The 16,540-nt window shown below is 41.7% G+C and carries 16 protein-coding genes and 1 pseudogene; 3 read left to right on the top strand and 14 right to left on the bottom strand.

The window, feature by feature from the left end:
• Nucleotides 1–3 precede the first annotated feature (3 nt).
• Genes hisD through L2716_RS13235 form a run of 3 tightly spaced genes read right to left on the bottom strand, consistent with a single transcriptional unit; the run spans nucleotide 4 to nucleotide 3,094 of the window.
• Nucleotides 4–1,272 (bottom strand): histidinol dehydrogenase, encoded by a 1,269-nt coding sequence (hisD, locus tag L2716_RS13225; protein ID WP_236336257.1) that lies wholly within the window; start codon nucleotides 1,270–1,272, stop codon nucleotides 4–6.
• Nucleotides 1,269–1,916, bottom strand: coding sequence for an ATP phosphoribosyltransferase (gene hisG, locus L2716_RS13230; protein ID WP_236336273.1), 648 nt, complete (start codon nucleotides 1,914–1,916; stop codon nucleotides 1,269–1,271). Before hisG ends, hisD begins: the two co-directional genes overlap by 4 nt.
• The gene (locus L2716_RS13235) at nucleotides 1,913–3,094 is read right to left on the bottom strand and encodes an ATP phosphoribosyltransferase regulatory subunit (protein ID WP_329610135.1); all 1,182 of its coding nucleotides are present in this window, start codon (nucleotides 3,092–3,094) and stop codon (nucleotides 1,913–1,915) included. The genes hisG and L2716_RS13235 overlap by 4 nt, the downstream gene beginning before the upstream one ends.
• Nucleotides 3,095–3,311: 217 nt before the next feature.
• Between L2716_RS13235 and cax the strand changes: the two are divergent.
• Nucleotides 3,312–4,002: pseudogene (gene cax / locus L2716_RS13240) on the top strand (calcium/proton exchanger); the annotation flags it as partial.
• A gap of 280 nt (nucleotides 4,003–4,282) precedes the next feature.
• On the opposite strand, the gene L2716_RS13245 reads toward cax, so the two are convergent.
• Genes L2716_RS13245 through hprK form a run of 6 tightly spaced genes read right to left on the bottom strand, consistent with a single transcriptional unit; the run spans nucleotide 4,283 to nucleotide 8,739 of the window.
• Nucleotides 4,283–4,810 carry a hypothetical protein gene (locus tag L2716_RS13245; RefSeq protein ID WP_236336283.1) on the bottom strand — a complete coding sequence of 176 codons (528 nt, stop codon included), beginning with the start codon at nucleotides 4,808–4,810 and terminating at the stop codon, nucleotides 4,283–4,285.
• Nucleotides 4,811–4,831: 21 nt separating this feature from the next.
• Nucleotides 4,832–5,359 carry an acyltransferase gene (locus tag L2716_RS13250; protein ID WP_236336284.1) on the bottom strand — a complete coding sequence of 176 codons (528 nt, stop codon included), beginning with the start codon at nucleotides 5,357–5,359 and terminating at the stop codon, nucleotides 4,832–4,834.
• The gene (gene ppaX, locus L2716_RS13255) at nucleotides 5,359–6,009 is read right to left on the bottom strand and encodes a pyrophosphatase PpaX (protein ID WP_236336294.1); all 651 of its coding nucleotides are present in this window, start codon (nucleotides 6,007–6,009) and stop codon (nucleotides 5,359–5,361) included. Before ppaX ends, L2716_RS13250 begins: the two co-directional genes overlap by 1 nt.
• A complete protein-coding gene (locus tag L2716_RS13260; protein WP_236336296.1) occupies nucleotides 5,999–6,952 on the bottom strand; it encodes a nucleoside recognition domain-containing protein in 954 nt (317 codons plus the stop codon). The genes ppaX and L2716_RS13260 overlap by 11 nt, the downstream gene beginning before the upstream one ends.
• 30 nt (nucleotides 6,953–6,982) lie before the next feature.
• On the bottom strand, nucleotides 6,983–7,792 hold the full coding sequence (gene lgt / locus L2716_RS13265) for a prolipoprotein diacylglyceryl transferase (protein WP_236336311.1): 810 nt from the start codon (nucleotides 7,790–7,792) through the stop codon (nucleotides 6,983–6,985).
• 11 nt (nucleotides 7,793–7,803) lie between these two features.
• Nucleotides 7,804–8,739 carry an HPr(Ser) kinase/phosphatase gene (hprK, locus tag L2716_RS13270; RefSeq protein WP_236336312.1) on the bottom strand — a complete coding sequence of 312 codons (936 nt, stop codon included), beginning with the start codon at nucleotides 8,737–8,739 and terminating at the stop codon, nucleotides 7,804–7,806.
• A gap of 183 nt (nucleotides 8,740–8,922) precedes the next feature.
• Here hprK and L2716_RS13275 point away from each other — a divergent pair, with 183 nt between their 5' ends.
• Nucleotides 8,923–9,123, top strand: a complete 201-nt coding sequence (locus L2716_RS13275; RefSeq protein ID WP_236336314.1) for a hypothetical protein — start codon at nucleotides 8,923–8,925, stop codon at nucleotides 9,121–9,123.
• Nucleotides 9,124–9,129: 6 nt separating this feature from the next.
• Nucleotides 9,130–9,321 (top strand): GNAT family N-acetyltransferase, encoded by a 192-nt coding sequence (locus tag L2716_RS18335; protein ID WP_329610136.1) that lies wholly within the window; start codon nucleotides 9,130–9,132, stop codon nucleotides 9,319–9,321.
• A 40-nt stretch (nucleotides 9,322–9,361) separates the two neighbouring features.
• Here the strand turns inward: L2716_RS18335 and L2716_RS13285 are convergent, their stop codons facing one another.
• The 5 genes from L2716_RS13285 to uvrA form a co-directional block, all read right to left on the bottom strand.
• A complete protein-coding gene (locus L2716_RS13285; protein WP_236336316.1) occupies nucleotides 9,362–11,287 on the bottom strand; it encodes a heavy metal translocating P-type ATPase in 1,926 nt (641 codons plus the stop codon).
• A gap of 307 nt (nucleotides 11,288–11,594) precedes the next feature.
• On the bottom strand, nucleotides 11,595–11,960 hold the full coding sequence (locus L2716_RS13290) for a phage holin family protein (protein WP_329610137.1): 366 nt from the start codon (nucleotides 11,958–11,960) through the stop codon (nucleotides 11,595–11,597).
• 9 nt (nucleotides 11,961–11,969) lie between these two features.
• On the bottom strand, nucleotides 11,970–13,118 hold the full coding sequence (locus L2716_RS13295; protein WP_236336318.1) for a DUF4097 family beta strand repeat-containing protein: 1,149 nt from the start codon (nucleotides 13,116–13,118) through the stop codon (nucleotides 11,970–11,972).
• A gap of 16 nt (nucleotides 13,119–13,134) precedes the next feature.
• Nucleotides 13,135–13,458 (bottom strand): magnetosome magnetite crystal formation protein family, encoded by a 324-nt coding sequence (locus tag L2716_RS13300; protein WP_236336320.1) that lies wholly within the window; start codon nucleotides 13,456–13,458, stop codon nucleotides 13,135–13,137.
• Between the two features lie 212 nt (nucleotides 13,459–13,670).
• Entirely contained in the window at nucleotides 13,671–16,538 is a 2,868-nt protein-coding gene (gene uvrA / locus L2716_RS13305) for an excinuclease ABC subunit UvrA (protein WP_236336330.1), read from the bottom strand.
• Nucleotides 16,539–16,540 lie beyond the last annotated feature (2 nt).

Raw genomic sequence — 16,540 nt, forward strand, 5'->3', positions numbered from 1 at the left:
GATCTATTCTTCCTCCAGTCGGATATCAATTGCTCTAGCGTGGGCTTCTAGGCCTTCTAAACGTGCTAGTTTACTAATTTTGCGTCCATCATTATATAGCGCATCTGTTCCATATGAAATGATGCTTGATTTTTTAATAAAATCATCAACACCAAGTGGGCTCGAGAAGCGTGCTGTTCCGCTTGTCGGCAGAACATGGTTCGGTCCAGCAAAGTAATCGCCGACAGGTTCTGAACTATTTTTACCTAGAAAAATAGCACCTGCATGCTTGATTTGGCCAAGCAATTCAAACGGTTCGTGCGCAACGATTTCTAAATGCTCTGGTGCAACCTCATTGATGGCGTTGATTGCTTCCTCTTCTGTATTTGCAATATAAATAACCCCGTTACTAATAATAGAAGCTTCAGCAATTTCCTTCCGAGGAAGGCTTTCCAGCTGACGAATCACTTCTTTAGACGTCTCTTCTGCAACTTCAATGGACGTCGTAACAAGTATCGAAGTAGCCATTTGATCATGCTCCGCTTGTGATAATAGGTCAGCTGCCAAGTATGCAGGTTTTGCGGTCTCATCTGCATAAATCATAATCTCACTCGGTCCTGCGATCATATCAATGCCAACAATCCCAAACACTTCTCGTTTAGCGAGTGCGACATATATGTTCCCCGGTCCTACGATTTTATCGACAGGTGCTACAGATTCAGTTCCGAATGTAAAAGCACCGACCGCTTGAGCGCCGCCGATTTTATAAATTTCACTCACACCACTTTCGTTTGCTGCAACGAGTACACTCGCTGAGATTGAACCATCCGCTCGCGGTGGCGTGGCAATGGCGATTCGTTCAACACCTGCAACACTAGCTGGAATCGTCCCCATCAAAACAGAGGACGGATAAGCCGCCGTTCCACCTGGCACATAAACGCCAACCGAATCTAATGGCGTCACCTTTTGTCCAAGTACCGTTCCGTCTTTTTTCGTCGTAATCCAAGATTCTTGGATCTGCTTTTTATGATAAGCTTTAATATTCGCTGCGGCTTCTCTTATGACGTCTATGACTTCAACATCAAGGGATGCGTAAGCTTTTTCGATTTCAACATCCGTTACTTTCAAGTCGTCCAATTGAGCACCATCAAATTTTCCGGTCAACTCAAACAGTGCTGTGTCTCCTTGTTCTTTTACTTGATTAAGAATGCTGATGACAGCCTCTCTCTGCTCGTTAGTCCCTTGACTCAATTGCTTACGAATGCGAGCGCCCTTCAGCTGTTGAATTTTCATCGGACGACCTCCTTCCCTTCAATCACTTTTTCCAATCGTCCTACCATGTCATCAATGACTTTAGCTTTCACTCTGTAACTGACTGGATTGACAATAAACCTTGATGTGATATCCATAATTTTTTCCGTTTCAACGAGACCATTTTCTTTAAGTGTTCTTCCTGTCGAGACAATATCTACGATTCGATCAGCCAAACCAATCATAGGTGCTAATTCAATTGAGCCATTCAACTTTATGATTTCAACTTGCTTCCCTTGACTTCTGAAATAACTGGAAGCAACGTTTGGATATTTCGATGCTATTTTTGGTGCAACTGAATCAAGTTCTATTCCCGGTAGCCCTGCAACAGCTAAATGACACCGAGATATACCGAGATCAAGTACTTCATATACGTCTCGCTTTTCTTCTAGCATGACGTCTTTTCCAGCGATGCCAACATCAGCAACTCCATGCTCCACATACGTTGGGACATCCATAGGCTTTGCTAAGATGAAACGCATATTCGCTTGTTCAATATCAATAATCAATTTACGTGAATCCTCAAATTCAGGTGGGAGGTCATAACCTGCATTCCTAAGCATTTGAACGGCCTCTTCAAAGATTCGACCCTTAGGCATAGCAATTGTCAGTATCGTTGATGTCATTCGTCTCGCCCCTCCTCTTTCCCTAGAAAGTAAGTCACTTTTGCAAATTGTTCTGTGTACCCATCTAAATAATCGATTCCTTTAATATCCTGCAACACGACTCGTTCACCTTTTTCACGGAGTTGTTGAGCATTCTCCACAGCATGTTTCCGCTGTTTTTCTGAGTAAACAATACACTGTGTTGGTGAGGTCTCTTGTTGAGGCTGAAGTGCTTCCATTAAATAATCGAGATGGATACCAAATCCGGTCGCTTTTGCATCCATTTCAAATTTCTTAAGAAGATCATCGTATCTACCACCATTACTGATCGGAGAACCGAGATTTGGTGAATAACCTTCGAAAACGACACCCGTATAGTACGTCATGTGACTGACAAGCGTGAGATCGAGTGAAACCAAATCGTTAACACCATACACTTCAAGCGCTTCACTTAACGCTTTCAACTCTTCTAATGCTTCATATGCTCGCGTCGATGAAATCAGTTCTTCAGCCTGCTGTAGTCCCGTTTCACTACCTCTTAACAATAAAAAGTCAAGCAACCTCTTCTGATCAATGGATGACAGCGGCAGTTGTTTCACATGCTGTCTGTATCCAACATAATTCTTTTCATATAAAAAACGTTTGAGCGTTTCTGTACGCTCATTCGTTCCTAGTATCTCTTTAAAAAGCGCATCCACATAACCTAAGTGTCCGACTGCCACTTGGAACTGGTGCAAACCTACCGATTGTAACGTTTCAATCATTAATGCGATCACTTCTGCATCTGCACTCGTCGTCCCGTCTCCAATCAATTCAATGCCGAACTGTTCAAATTCAGCTGGACGGCCACCCTCTTGTTGTTGTGCTCGGAATACATTCGCGCCGTAAGCAAGTCGCATTGGAAGTGCGCCGTTTTTGAGGCTCGAAGCCGCAACACGTGCGATTGGAGCCGTCATGTCCGGTCGCAAAACGAGTGTTTTCCCATCTTGATCAAGAAGCTTAAAGAGCTGTTGATCTAATGTAGCAGAAGCCTCTCCAACGGTATCGTAGTACTCTACCGTCGGTGTTTGCATAAATCTATATCCCCATTGGCTCACGGTCGTTTCCATCACAGATTTCGTTTTCAATTTGCATTCATATAATTGAGGTAGCGTGTCCCGCATCCCCATTGGTTTTTCAAATACTAGCGGTTTTGACACATCATTCACTCTCCGGTCCCTCTTAATATTCCGAATCCTTTAGTTCGCTAATTAACTAACAAGATAAAGACTTAATTTGTAGTCTAACGCGCTTCTGAAATCCCGTCAACTGTTAATTAATCTACACTGTTGCTTATCTTTACCCTAATTAAAAAATCTTAATAACGTTAATCTTCAAATGTTTGTCATACATTAAAGTAAACTGGTACTTCTAAACAATAATTTAGAAACACGTCACAATTCTGCATTATTGATGTTCGGAGTGGTCGTCGCCTTCGTCTTTCCAGAAATTTTTGCAATGTCCCTTAGTGAAGGAGATGCGCTAACATTAAGCATCTGGGTATCTTGTATTTTGATCGCCTTATATCTCAGTGCGCTATTCTTTAAGCTCGTTACGCACCGCGGGGTTTACGCATGAAAATGGTGAAGAAGCTCATGAGGAAGAAGCCGAATGGAGTTTGAAACGTGCGATTACGATTTTGGCACTGGCTACAGCTGCAGTCGCCTATGTCAGTGAAGCCCTCGTCCACACATTTGAAACAGTCGGTGAACAATTTGGATGGAGCGAAGTGTTCATCGGCGTCATTATCGTCGCGATTGTCGGTAATGCAGCAGAGCACGCATCGGCTATTATCATGGCCTTTAAAAACAAAATGGACATCGCAGTGGAAATTGCCGTTGGATCGACCTTGCAGATCGCGATGTTTGTAGCACCACTCCCTGTACTTTTGTCTCTACTGTTTCCGACACCGATGCCACTCGTTTTCACACTACCGGAGCTTGTCAGCATGGTCCTTACGGTTCTACTCATCAACACAATTGCAAACGACGGTGAGACGAACTGGTTCGAAGGTGCGACCTTACTCGCAGCCTACTTCATTATGTGCGTTGGATTCTACTTGCTGTAGTTAAAGTTGAAATCGGAAACCACTGGGAACCCAGTGGTTTTTTTTCGTTATATGAGAAGGGATGTAACGTAGTAAGAAGGAATTAAAATGGTCGGATTAATACCGGAAATGGGCGGATTACCGGTTGAAATGGGCGGATTTTTCCAAGAAATGAGCGAATAACTCAATGAAATGTCGAGATCACATCAATAAAGTACTCACCAAGCACAAAAAAGCCCCATTCTGAAGGAATCAACTTACTGACTCGCTCAGAATGAGGCTCAAATTATATACATCGGATCTATTTATAGACTAAGTTCACGTATTTCTGAATAAATCGGCGTACATCACGTTCTTGGACGATGAAATGGTACTGACAACGATGTGCATTTTTAAAGTAGCTGAAATCTGTTTGCAAATACTTCTCCAATTGCTTTCGGTGGATATGAACGACTAACTCGTTCTGTTGGTAAGGTACCATGATCTTCAAACGAGTGATATACGGTAGCTCCTTGAACAAATAGACAAGGTTATCAAGCAGTATTCTGCCAATTTTATATTTAGAAGAAAAGTACTCATCATAATCATCAAGAAATTCTGGACTAACATGGTCACTATTTTCAAAACGGATGACAGCTTCGTCACCATTCCAATATGCATCCCTTATGTAGTCGCTACCTCTTAAACGAGATACTGCAGATAAAAAGAAGAAACGATCTTGTTGCTCATTGTCTTTCTTCGGCTTAGAAGCAGCCGGACGCATCCAAGTATCGCTGATACGGAACTTACCATCCATATAGATCATTGACATTCTCTTCTTTTGTTCCATTTGACACCCCACCTTATTAACCTATATATCGTCATGATTCGTCATTTGTTTACGCTTGTCCATTTCTTCTTTCGTGTAGATGATGCGCATCGGATTTCCACCTACGAACGCCCCGGGTTCTACATCTCGATGAACGAGTGTTCCTGCAGATACGATCGCACCGTCACCAATAGTGACACCTGGTAGAATCGTACTGTTAGCGCCTATCATCACTTCATCACCAATCTCTACATTACCAAGCCGGTACTCTTTTATCAAATATTCATGTGTTAAAATCGTCGTGTTGTAGCCAATAATCGAGTTACGTCCTACAGAAATTTTCTCAGGAAACATAATATCGACCATCACCATCAACGCAAAAGCGGTCTGTTCACCTACATCCATTTTAAGAAACTTCCGATATAACCAGTTTTTCACCGGAATGATTGGTGTATACCTAGCAAGCTGAATGACAATGAAATTTTTAAACACTTTGAAAAAAGGAACCGTCTTGTAAATCTGCCAAAGCGCATTGCTTCCCTCGACTGGATAGCGCTTGGTCTTCCGCATTATACGACCACCTCAACCTCTAATACACGGAGCAAGTCCGACATTTCTTCTAGCATGAAATCAGGATTTCGTAGCTCTAAAGATTCGCGTCCTTTAATTGTCCATGCGACTGCTGCTGTCATTGTCCCAGCATTTTTCCCAGCTTCAATATCATACCGGCTGTCTCCAACCATGATTGCTGAATTTACATCTGCTTGCAGCTTGTCTAATGCCTTGAAAATGGGTTCAGGATGTGGCTTTGCTTGTTCGACATCATCTAGCGTGACGATCGTCGTGAAGTAATCACTTAATCCGGTAATCTCTAAGCCAAGTTCAACTGCATCACGCATTTTCGTCGTCACAATGCCAAGCTTGAAACCTTTTTCGTGCAAGACTTTTACCGTGTCGACGACGCCTTCAAATGCATGGACGTATTGTTCATGATGTGCCAGATTATGCGCTTTATACATTTTGACCATTTCTGCTACAGAACTTTCATCCACTTCTTTAAAACTATCGATCAAGGGTAGTCCAATGAACGAAATGATGTCTTCTCTCGAATAGGTTTGTGGACAGTAATGCTCAAGTGTATGTGTAAAGGACGCGATGATCAATTCATTCGTGTTAATTAACGTCCCGTCTAAATCAAATAAGATTGTATCAACTTTCATAATTTGCTTCCTTTCGGTGACGATGTGCTTTTTTTGCATCTATACGGTTCCAGACGACCGCTACGACCATCGTCAATATGATAGCAACGACTAAACGAATGAGCAACAAGGGCCATACCGGAATTCCGAGTGGGATAAAGATGAGCGTATCTTCAATGACAGCATGACAGGATACGAGAAAGATGAATGCGAGATATAAATCCTTTTTCTCCACACCATCCTCTTTAACAGCCTGCATCATCACTCCGGCACCGTATGCGAGACCGAAAACAAGGCCAGCCGCTAATGTAGTCGATGTGTTTGACTTCATACCTAACGAACGGGTAACTGGCGACATCCAACGGGAGAATGTAGCTAGCCAGTTCAAGTCCTTCATGTATTGAATAAAAATCATCAGCGGGATCACAATAGCTGCTAATTGGACGATTCCGATGAAACCTTTCTCAACACCGAGCCAGAGGATATTCCAAAATCCTGATACTTGTTCTTCAGATTGAGAGATTAAACCATAAACTGCTTTCTCAGCCCCGCCTTTCCAGAAGAAAGAAATTAAAAAAGCGGAAACCAATGCAAGACCTAATCGAACAACTAGCACGATCCACATTTTTATACCGGCTTTCGTTGCAACCGTAGATTCTATAAATAGGTTGTGAGAGAAAGAGAGCATAACCGCAAGGATAAACACCTCTTTTACCGTCAAATCAAGACTTAATATCGCACCAATTCCGGCATAAAGATTCAAAAAGTTCCCAATGACAAGAGGTAATGCGGCTTCGCCAGATAAACCGATCCACTTCATAAGTGGTTCCGCTAATTGGACAAGCCAACCCATGACAGGGGTTTGCCCTAGAATCGTAACGAGCAGGGTAATCGGGAAAATAATCTTTCCAAGCTCCCAAGTTGTATTCAAGCCAACGCTTAAGCCTTTTCGCATGGTATTCATATTCCCCTACCCCTTTCTTAAACTTTCTTACTAATCTTGATATCTTTTATCTGCATAACCCATTTTACGACGATACAGCATGATAGCAAGGCTGATCAGGATTAAGACAATCGAAATGACCTGTGCAATTCGTAGGTTTTCCGTTAACATTAAGCTGTCTGTACGTAATCCTTCGATAAAGAAGCGCCCAATTGAATAGTAAATGACGTACGTAAGGAACATTTCTCCGCGTCTTAAATTCACTCTTCTTAGACCAATTAAGATCGCAAAACCAAGAATGTTCCAAAGAGATTCATACAAGAACGTCGGGTGATAATAAGCACCGTTAATAAACATTTGGTCGACGATCCAGTCTGGTAAAAACAACCCTTCCAAAAAGGAACGACTTACCTCGCCTCCGTGAGCTTCCTGGTTCATGAAGTTTCCCCATCGTCCAATTGCTTGGCCGAGAATAATACTAGGTGCTGCAATATCAGCTAATTTCCAGAACGATAAATCTTTTACTTTTGAAAACACGTAAGCTGTTAAAAAAGATCCAATCAGTGCACCATGGATGGCGATACCGCCTTCCCAAATCTTAATAATTTCACCGAGGTGATCTTTATAGTAAGACCATTCAAACGTGACATAGTAAATACGTGCAGAGATGATTGCAACAGGCACAGCAATCATGACAAGATCGACAAAAGTTTCAGAATTGACCCCTAACCGTTTCGATTCTCTGACTGCAATATACAAACCAAGTAATGCTCCAAACCCTATAATAATGCCATACCAATAGATGGTCAAAGGACCTAAATCAAGTGCGACCCGATCCAAAGGTTGTATTTGTGAAAGCATTTGTACTCCTCCTAAAAGTCATCATAATCTGGGGTATCAATAACATGGTTCAATTTATCGGAAAATTGCTGTGCAGCGTTGACGCCCATTTTCTTCAGACGGAAATTCATCGCTGCTACTTCTATAATAATCGCAAGGTTTCTACCAGGTCTGACAGGTACAGTCAGCCGAGGCACTTCACAATCGATGATCGTCATCTTCTCTTCGTCCAACCCTAATCGGTCATACGTTTTAGTCGAATCCCAAACTTCAAGGTTGATCACAAGTGCGATTTTCTTGAAATTGCGAATTGCCCCTGCTCCAAACAGAGTCATTACATTAATAATACCGAGCCCTCTAATTTCAAGTAAATGCTTAATGAGATCAGGCGCACTGCCAACTAGCGTTTTTTCATCCTCTTGACGAATTTCTACTGAATCATCTGCAACGAGACGATGTCCCCTTTTCACTAGTTCAAGCGCGGATTCACTTTTACCAACACCACTTGCTCCTGTAATGAGAACACCAATCCCATAAATATCGACAAGTACACCGTGCACAGCCGTAGTCGGCGCTAGCTTACTCTCTAGAAAGTTCGTCAAGCGACTGCTTAAGCGTGTCGTTGTCATTTGAGAGCGGAGAATCGGAATACCCATCTCTTCTGCGGCCTCACTCAACTCTTCTGGCACATCCCAACCTCTTGAAATGATGATGCCAGGTGTTTCTTCGTTAAAAAGCTTGCGAAGTCGCTCTCTTCGAATACGAGGGTCAAGTCCCGCTACGAAAGAAAGCTCAGTTTTACCTAAAAGTTGTAATCGTTCTACAGGATAATATGCAAAATAACCTGCCATTTCTAGTCCAGGTCTTGAAATATCACTCGTAGTAATTGAGCGGTGAACACCTTCCTCACCATATACGAGCTCTAAATCAAACTCCTCTATTAAATCCTTGATATGTATAGTCGCCATAAAAAACGGTCACTCCCAAAATGTAGCGTACGTACCAAAATATATTTTATCATGCTTTGTCGTATCATGCTCTTACAACACATATTTTTTCCATAAACTGTCGAATTATCAAAGCAAACCTTGAAGGCAAACGAACGACCGTAGCGAAGTTTTTATAGAATGATTGAATGGGAGGTGTGAGCATTGATTTACGTAGAAAAATTGCCAGCAATGAATGCGTTTGCTGAACTTTTTTTAACAACGGGTTGGGAATTAGGCTTATCTCAAGAGGAATTATATGAGGCCATTTCGAATAGCTGGTATGTCATTTCTGTATATGATGATGACGCCCTCGTCGGCTTTGGAAGAGTTGTATCCGATGGGGTTTACCAAGCAATGATTTGAGACGTTATTGTACTTCCAGATTATCAAGGAAAAGGGATTGGAACTAAAATAATGAAGTTCATCCTAAAAAAATGTAGAAACCACAAGATCAGGATGGTCGTTCTAATGAGCGCAAAAGGGAAGGCCGAATTCTATCGAAGATTAGGGTTTAAAGAACGAGACCTGAATGCACCAGGCATGATACTAGTTGAAAAATAAGAGAGACCTATTCGCACGAACTACGAATAGGTCCATTCATTCATGTTTTCAATAGCCGTAAGCTATTTAGTATAACAAGAATCGTACTACCTTCATGTCCAATGACCCCAAGTGGCAGGTCAATCATTTGTACAAAATTCGAAGCAATTAATGACAAGATGACGATGACCGAAAAGATGAGATTCTGCTTGATGATCTTCGTCATTTTTTTCGATATTCGAACGACCTCCGGAAGATTCGATAATTGGTCATTCATGAGCACGACATCTGCAGTTTCAAGCGCAACATCAGTGCCTCGCCCCATCGCAATACCGATATCAGCTATAGCAAGCGCAGGCGCATCATTAATCCCATCACCGACCATTCCAACAAGCCCGAACTTATCCTTTAATCGCTTAATTTGCTCGACTTTATCCTCCGGCAAGCACTCTGTAATCACGTTGTCGATCCCTGCTTCCTTCGCCAAAGCTTGACCTGTCGCCTCACTATCACCCGTCAGCATGATCGTTGTAATGCCAAGGTCCTTCAGTTTTGAAATGACGTGCTTACTATCCTCTCTAATCCTGTCTTTGATCGCAAACACAGCCGCTATTCCTTGTTCATCCCGCGCGTATACTAACGTTTTACCTTCTTCCATGAATTGTGCCGTTTCATCTGGATAAAACGATTCATAACCTGAACCAACGAATGAAGCCTTGCCGACGATCCAATGCTTACTTTTGTATATCCCTCGAACGCCATTACCTGTTATGCTTTCCATCGAATCAGGTGCAGAAATTGAAACTGATCGCTCTTTTGCGGCATGGACAAACGCTTCCGCCAAAGGATGACTCGAATACGACTCGATTGAGGCAACAGCTTGTAGAATTTCATTATCCTCTAAATCTTCTCGGACTCTTAAATCCGTAACTTCTGCTCTGCCGAACGTCAAAGTTCCTGTTTTGTCAAAAGCAATCGCATCCACTTTAGCAAGCTGGGAAAGATGGTTTCCACCCTTTAGAAGGACACCTTTTCGCGCACCATTGGAAAGTGTTGATAAAACTGCCGGTGCAATAGATGCCATAACGGCACAAGGTGAGGCAACAACGAGTAGGATCATCGCTCTGTAAAACGTTTCCGTCCAGCTCCAGCCGATTAAATAATGAGGTAAAAATAACATCACACCTACGAACATCAACACGATGTTGACATAAATGCCTTCAAACCGTTCAATAAATTGTTGTGATTCCGACCTTTCATTTTGAGCCGTTTGTACAAGATCTACAATTCGCTGATACATTGTTTCATTAGACGCATGTGTAACCCTGACCGTAACGGTACCACTTTCGTTAACAGTACCTGTATATATGGTATCCCCTTCACCCTTTTGAACAGGCATAGACTCACCCGTAATCGTTGATTGATCAACGGTTGTGTTCCCCTTTTCAATGAGCCCATCAGCAGGAATTTGTTCACCAGGTCTGACTAAAATCCGGTCATCAACAGACAATAGATCTGCTTTCACTTCCACTAACTGTTCACCATCGATCCTCAGTGCAGTTGAAGGTTTTAGGTTAAGTAGTGAAGTAATCGTTTTTTTACTCTTATTCAGTGTGTATGTCTCCAACGCTCCACTCATCGAAAAAATGAAAATCAAAAGCGCTCCCTCAAGCCAGTATCCTATAATAGCAGAACCAATAGCTGCGAGGACCATGAGAAGTTCAACGTTAAGCTTCCTCTCTTCTATAGTTTCGGTTATACCTTCCTTCGCTTTAGCAAATCCGCCAATGAGGTATGCTGATGCAAATAAAACAACCGATGCCGAAGTTAAGCTTTGTGCTGAAAGTAACCATCCGATTAGAATTAAGACACCACTTGTGAGTGCCGCAATCAATTCCCAATGATCGTATAAAAGACTTTCAGAAGATGCTATGCTGAAATTCTGATCTTCTTGAACTTCCTCGGAGTAAACTAATTTTCCATCCATTGAACTCAGCACCCCTTTGGTAATTGAGAATGAATACTATCTTCAATAACCGCTTAAAAATACAAGAGCTGCCAACATTACGTTGACAGCAGTCTTTAAACTTCATCTAATTTATTCGATTCTATTTAAAATGGTTCCTACAAAATAATGATTATAAATATTATACCACCGATACAGCTTGCAGGCTAGAGAATTGTCAGATAATTTAGTGGATTTAATATAATCAACAAAAACAAGACCAGCTATCGGGTAAGTTCCCTCAGCGTGGTCTTGTTGATTTTAGACAGCTCTTCCTGTCTATTTTACTTTATTTACTTTTCAAAGGTTTGACGATTAAGTTGTTGATTAACAGGTTCAGAATTGAAATGATAATTGCAGCTAATACCGCCATTCCAAACCCAGATATGATAAATGCATCTCCCATTAGCCATTGAGTTAGCATAAGTGTGATTGCATTTATGACGAAAAGGAACAAGCCTAAACTTAAGACTGTCACTGGTAGTGTCATGATGATTAAGATCGGTTTAACAATTACATTGATAATCGATAGCAGGAGGCTTGCCATAATTGCTGCGCCTACTCCAGATAAATAGAACGATTCAGAGAAGAATCCTGAAACAACCATTAGTACAATCGTATTGACGATTAGTGAAATAATCCAGCCTCTCAAAATGGTACCCCCTTATCTTTTGGCGATTGAAATTGACCCGGTTTTTGTTTCCGCATCAAGCTCATAAGTATTCTGTGCTTCTTCGTTTGCAATGAATTCCATCTTTTTTTGGACGACATCTTTACTTTCGTTGATCATTTTGACTTTATCTAAGTAGCAATTCAAGCTTCCAATCGTCGCTTTTAAATTAGCCTTCACGAGGAGTGAATCTGGAATTAGCAGCTCTACTTTTCCTGCAACTGTCTTAAATGAAGCTTTCCCTGGAAGTGATTCATCTAATACAAATGTGATTGAACCATTTAACGTTTCAGCTTCAACTCGTTCATATTTACCATTCATACGAATTGCGCCATTTAACGTTTCTAAGTCCACCTTATTCCAAGCACTGTTTTCAAGCTTTATTTTACCATTGGATGTCGAAGCCTCTAGTGACTCCCCAGTAATCTGATCTAAAGCAATATCACCAAACGATGTCCGAGCTGTCATCGTATTTGTATGCATCTTTTCAAGAGATATCGAACCATTGGACGTTCGAAGTTGAATTTCTTTGTATTGATGAGCCGGAACATACATAACCGCTTTTACTTTCATTCGATTTTCATCGGCCATTAATTGTAACTCCCCATCCTCAAGGGTGAAATGAACGTTCTTCAAGAAGTACGCTTTGGCCTCGTCAACCGATTGTGTTCTAAAAACGGAAGCGCTACACTCGACTCTAACACTTTGCTCCTCCCAAGGTCGTAATTGGATGCCTCCGTTCGTCACGTGCGCTTTGACTTTGTTAACGAACACATCATTTTCTTGGAAGACATGATCAACCTCAATTGCTTGACCGAAGTTAAAATCAAAATCTGAGTCCTTCAACTTATTAACAACACGGTCAATGAGGCCTGAAAACTTACTGATTGTTGATTCAACTCTATTTGAACCCGTATCTTGATTGGATGTTTTTTGACTACTCTTTTGCTCACTTTCTGTCTTTTGTTCACCTGTACTAGTCGTAGTTGATACGTGATTCGGCGTAATCGTTTGAGCAGATGACTTTTCTGCTTCCATAACTTGATCTGGGTTTTCTCCAATCGCTTTTAATAGATCAATTGCCTCGCTTGATGAAATTCGCCCTTCATCAAGCATTCTTAAAATCATTTTTCTTTCTTCCATGGTTACAACCCCTTCTTTATTTCTGTAGCAACACATGTATCCCTCTCACTAAATTCCAGATTACCACTGAAATAGCGGTCCCCCCAAATATGATCATACAAAATACAGAAAACGTTGTGAAAAGCATACCCGACTCAAAATATAGGATCGATAAGATTGCTAATGCAACGATCGGGATTAAATGAAAGGTAATCGCTTTTCTTGCATGTTCCCTTACCTCATGATCATCATTCATGAAACAATATACGAGCACCGGAACTAGGAAAGGTGCAAAGATAATACTCATATAGCTAAGTGATGAGATTACTCTACACGTTGAAGACACCTTCTTCTCCTCCAATTGATGTACCCTCTTTATAAAAGACTGTTCTAAATGATTGTTGCATGATACAAGAGCAACAATGTATTTGAAACCAACCTTATAAAGATGGAACAATAATAAATGTTTATGTATAGATTAAACATGTCATGCAGCGGACAATCCTTATCTATATTTCGACAAACAAAATAAAAAGCCTTCTAAGAGTATGATTCTTAGAAGACTTTCAACATTTACTTGCTAACTGCTTCTTTTAACTTTGTATCCATCCGCTTCCGATCGCGTTTTAATATTGGAGCTAAATACTTACCCGTATATGATTCACTGTTTTCAGCAATTTGTTCTGGCGTTCCGGTTCCAACAATCATTCCACCCTTATCCCCACCTTCAGGACCAAGGTCAATGATATGGTCGACCGCTTTAATGACGTCAAGGTTATGCTCGATCACAAGCACTGAATCGCCATTATCAACTAGACGCTGGAGTACTTTCAAGAGCCTTGAAATATCGTGAACATGTAGTCCGGTTGTCGGCTCGTCCAGTATATACAACGTTTTTCCTGTAGCCCGTTTATGAAGCTGTGAAGCAAGCTTGACACGCTGTGCTTCCCCTCCAGAAATCGTCGTTGAGGACTGCCCGAGCTTAATATAACCAAGTCCAACATCCATCATCGTCTGCACTTTTCGTTTGATTTTCGGTATATTCGCGAAAAATTCAACCGCTTCTTCTACTGTCATATCAAGAATGTCAGCGATGTTTTTCCCTTTATACTTCACTTCTAACGTTTCGCGGTTGTAACGTTTACCGTGGCAAATCTCACAAGGAACATACACATCAGGAAGGAAGTGCATTTCGATTTTAATAATGCCATCTCCACGGCACGCTTCACATCGTCCTCCTTTTACGTTAAAGGAGAATCGACCTTTCTTATATCCTCTTACCTTCGCTTCATTCGTTGAGGCGAAAACGTCACGGATATCATCAAAGACACCGATATAAGTTGCTGGGTTTGACCGTGGTGTACGGCCAATTGGAGACTGATCAATATCAATGACTTTATCGATATGATCGAGCCCTTCAATCTTTTTGTGTTCACCTGGTTTATCCTTCGCTCGGTGAAGCTTTAACGCCAGTGACTTGTACAGGATCTCGTTAATCAACGTACTTTTTCCTGAACCTGATACACCTGTCACACCTGTAAACACGCCAAGAGGGATATCCACTTTAACATTTTTCAAGTTGTTCTCAGTCGCACCTTTAATCGTCAGCTTACGCCCATCAGATTTTCTGCGTTCATTTGGAAGAGCAATAAATTGCTTACCGGATAAATACTGTCCTGTCAACGAGTTCTCATCATCCATAATTTCCTGCGGGGATCCTTGGGAAGTGATTTGCCCCCCATGAGCCCCTGCACCAGGACCAATATCAATAACGTAATCCGCTGCAAGCATCGTATCCTCATCATGCTCGACGACAATTAACGTGTTACCTAGACTTCGCATTTCTTCAAGCGTATTGATCAACCGGTCATTATCCCGCTGGTGAAGACCAATTGACGGCTCATCTAAAATGTAGAGAACACCTGTTAGTCGAGAACCGACTTGAGTGGCAAGACGTATACGCTGTGCCTCCCCACCTGATAACGTTCCAGCAGATCTGCTTAACGTAAGATAATCGAGTCCTACATTGACTAAGAAGCCAAGTCGATCGTTAATTTCTCGTAAAATGAGTCGCCCAATTTGAAGTTCTTTTTCCGTCAATTCCAAATCGTTAAAGAAAGTCTGCGCTTCTTTTACTGACATTTGAGTAATATGACCGACATGGTGTTCACGGATCTGAACAGCACGAGCTTCTGGCTTCAAACGGTGTCCATCACAAGTTGGACAAGCCTTTTGCGCCATGTAACCTTCCATTTGTTCACGAATATAATCTGAGCTTGTTTCATGATAACGACGCTTAATATTGTTAACGACACCTTCAAACAAGATTTTATTTTCTCTTACTTGACCAAAGTCATTTTCGTAGCGGAAGTAAACTTTATCTTTTCCACTACCATATAAAACTTTATCGATTTCTGATTTCCGCAAGTCTTTTACCGGAACATCCATATCAATTCCATAATGATCACAAACACTTTTTAAAAGCTGTGGGTAATATTGTGAACTTTGTGGTTCCCACGGTGCAATCGCATGTTCACGTAATGAACGATCCCAATCTGGAATAATCAAATCGAGATCGACTTCGAGCTTCGTTCCAAGTCCATCACATGAAGAACATGCCCCAAACGGACTGTTAAATGAAAACAGACGCGGCTCAAGCTCTCCAATCGAAAATCCACAATAAGGACATGCATGATGTTGATTGAACAGTAGTTCTTCATCACCCATGACGTCTACGATCACTTTGCCATCAGCGATGTTCAGAGCCGTTTCTAGTGAATCTGCTAGTCTCGTTTCGACGCCGTCTTTCACGACGATTCGGTCGACGACGATTTCAATAGAGTGCTTTTTATTTTTCTCAAGGTTTATGTCGTCACTTACGTCGACAATCTCACCATCAACGCGAACACGAACGTATCCTTCTTTCTTAATATCTTCTAAAACTTTGACGTGTTCACCTTTACGTCCCGATACAACAGGAGCAAGAATTTGGAGCTTCGTCCGTTCCTCATATTCCATAATTCGATCAACCATTTGTTGAACCGTTTGTGACGTAATCGGTACGTCATGATTCGGACATATCGGCGTTCCGATACGTGCAAACAGCAATCTTAAATAATCATAAATCTCTGTAACGGTACCTACTGTTGAACGAGGGTTCTTACTCGTCGTCTTCTGATCAATTGAAATCGCTGGTGAAAGCCCTTCAATGGAATCGACATCAGGCTTATCCATCTGACCTAGAAATTGCCGTGCATACGCAGAGAGTGACTCTACGTAACGGCGCTGTCCTTCTGCATAAATCGTATCGAAAGCGAGTGAAGATTTTCCTGATCCAGACAAACCTGTCATGACGACAAGCTTGTTCCGGGGAATCGTCACATCGATCCCCTTCAGGTTATGTTCACGCGCTCCTTTTATCGTTATGTTTTCATTTGCCATGA

Source organism: Pseudalkalibacillus berkeleyi (assembly GCF_021608225.1).
Lineage (GTDB): Bacteria > Bacillota > Bacilli > Bacillales > Fictibacillaceae > Pseudalkalibacillus > Pseudalkalibacillus berkeleyi.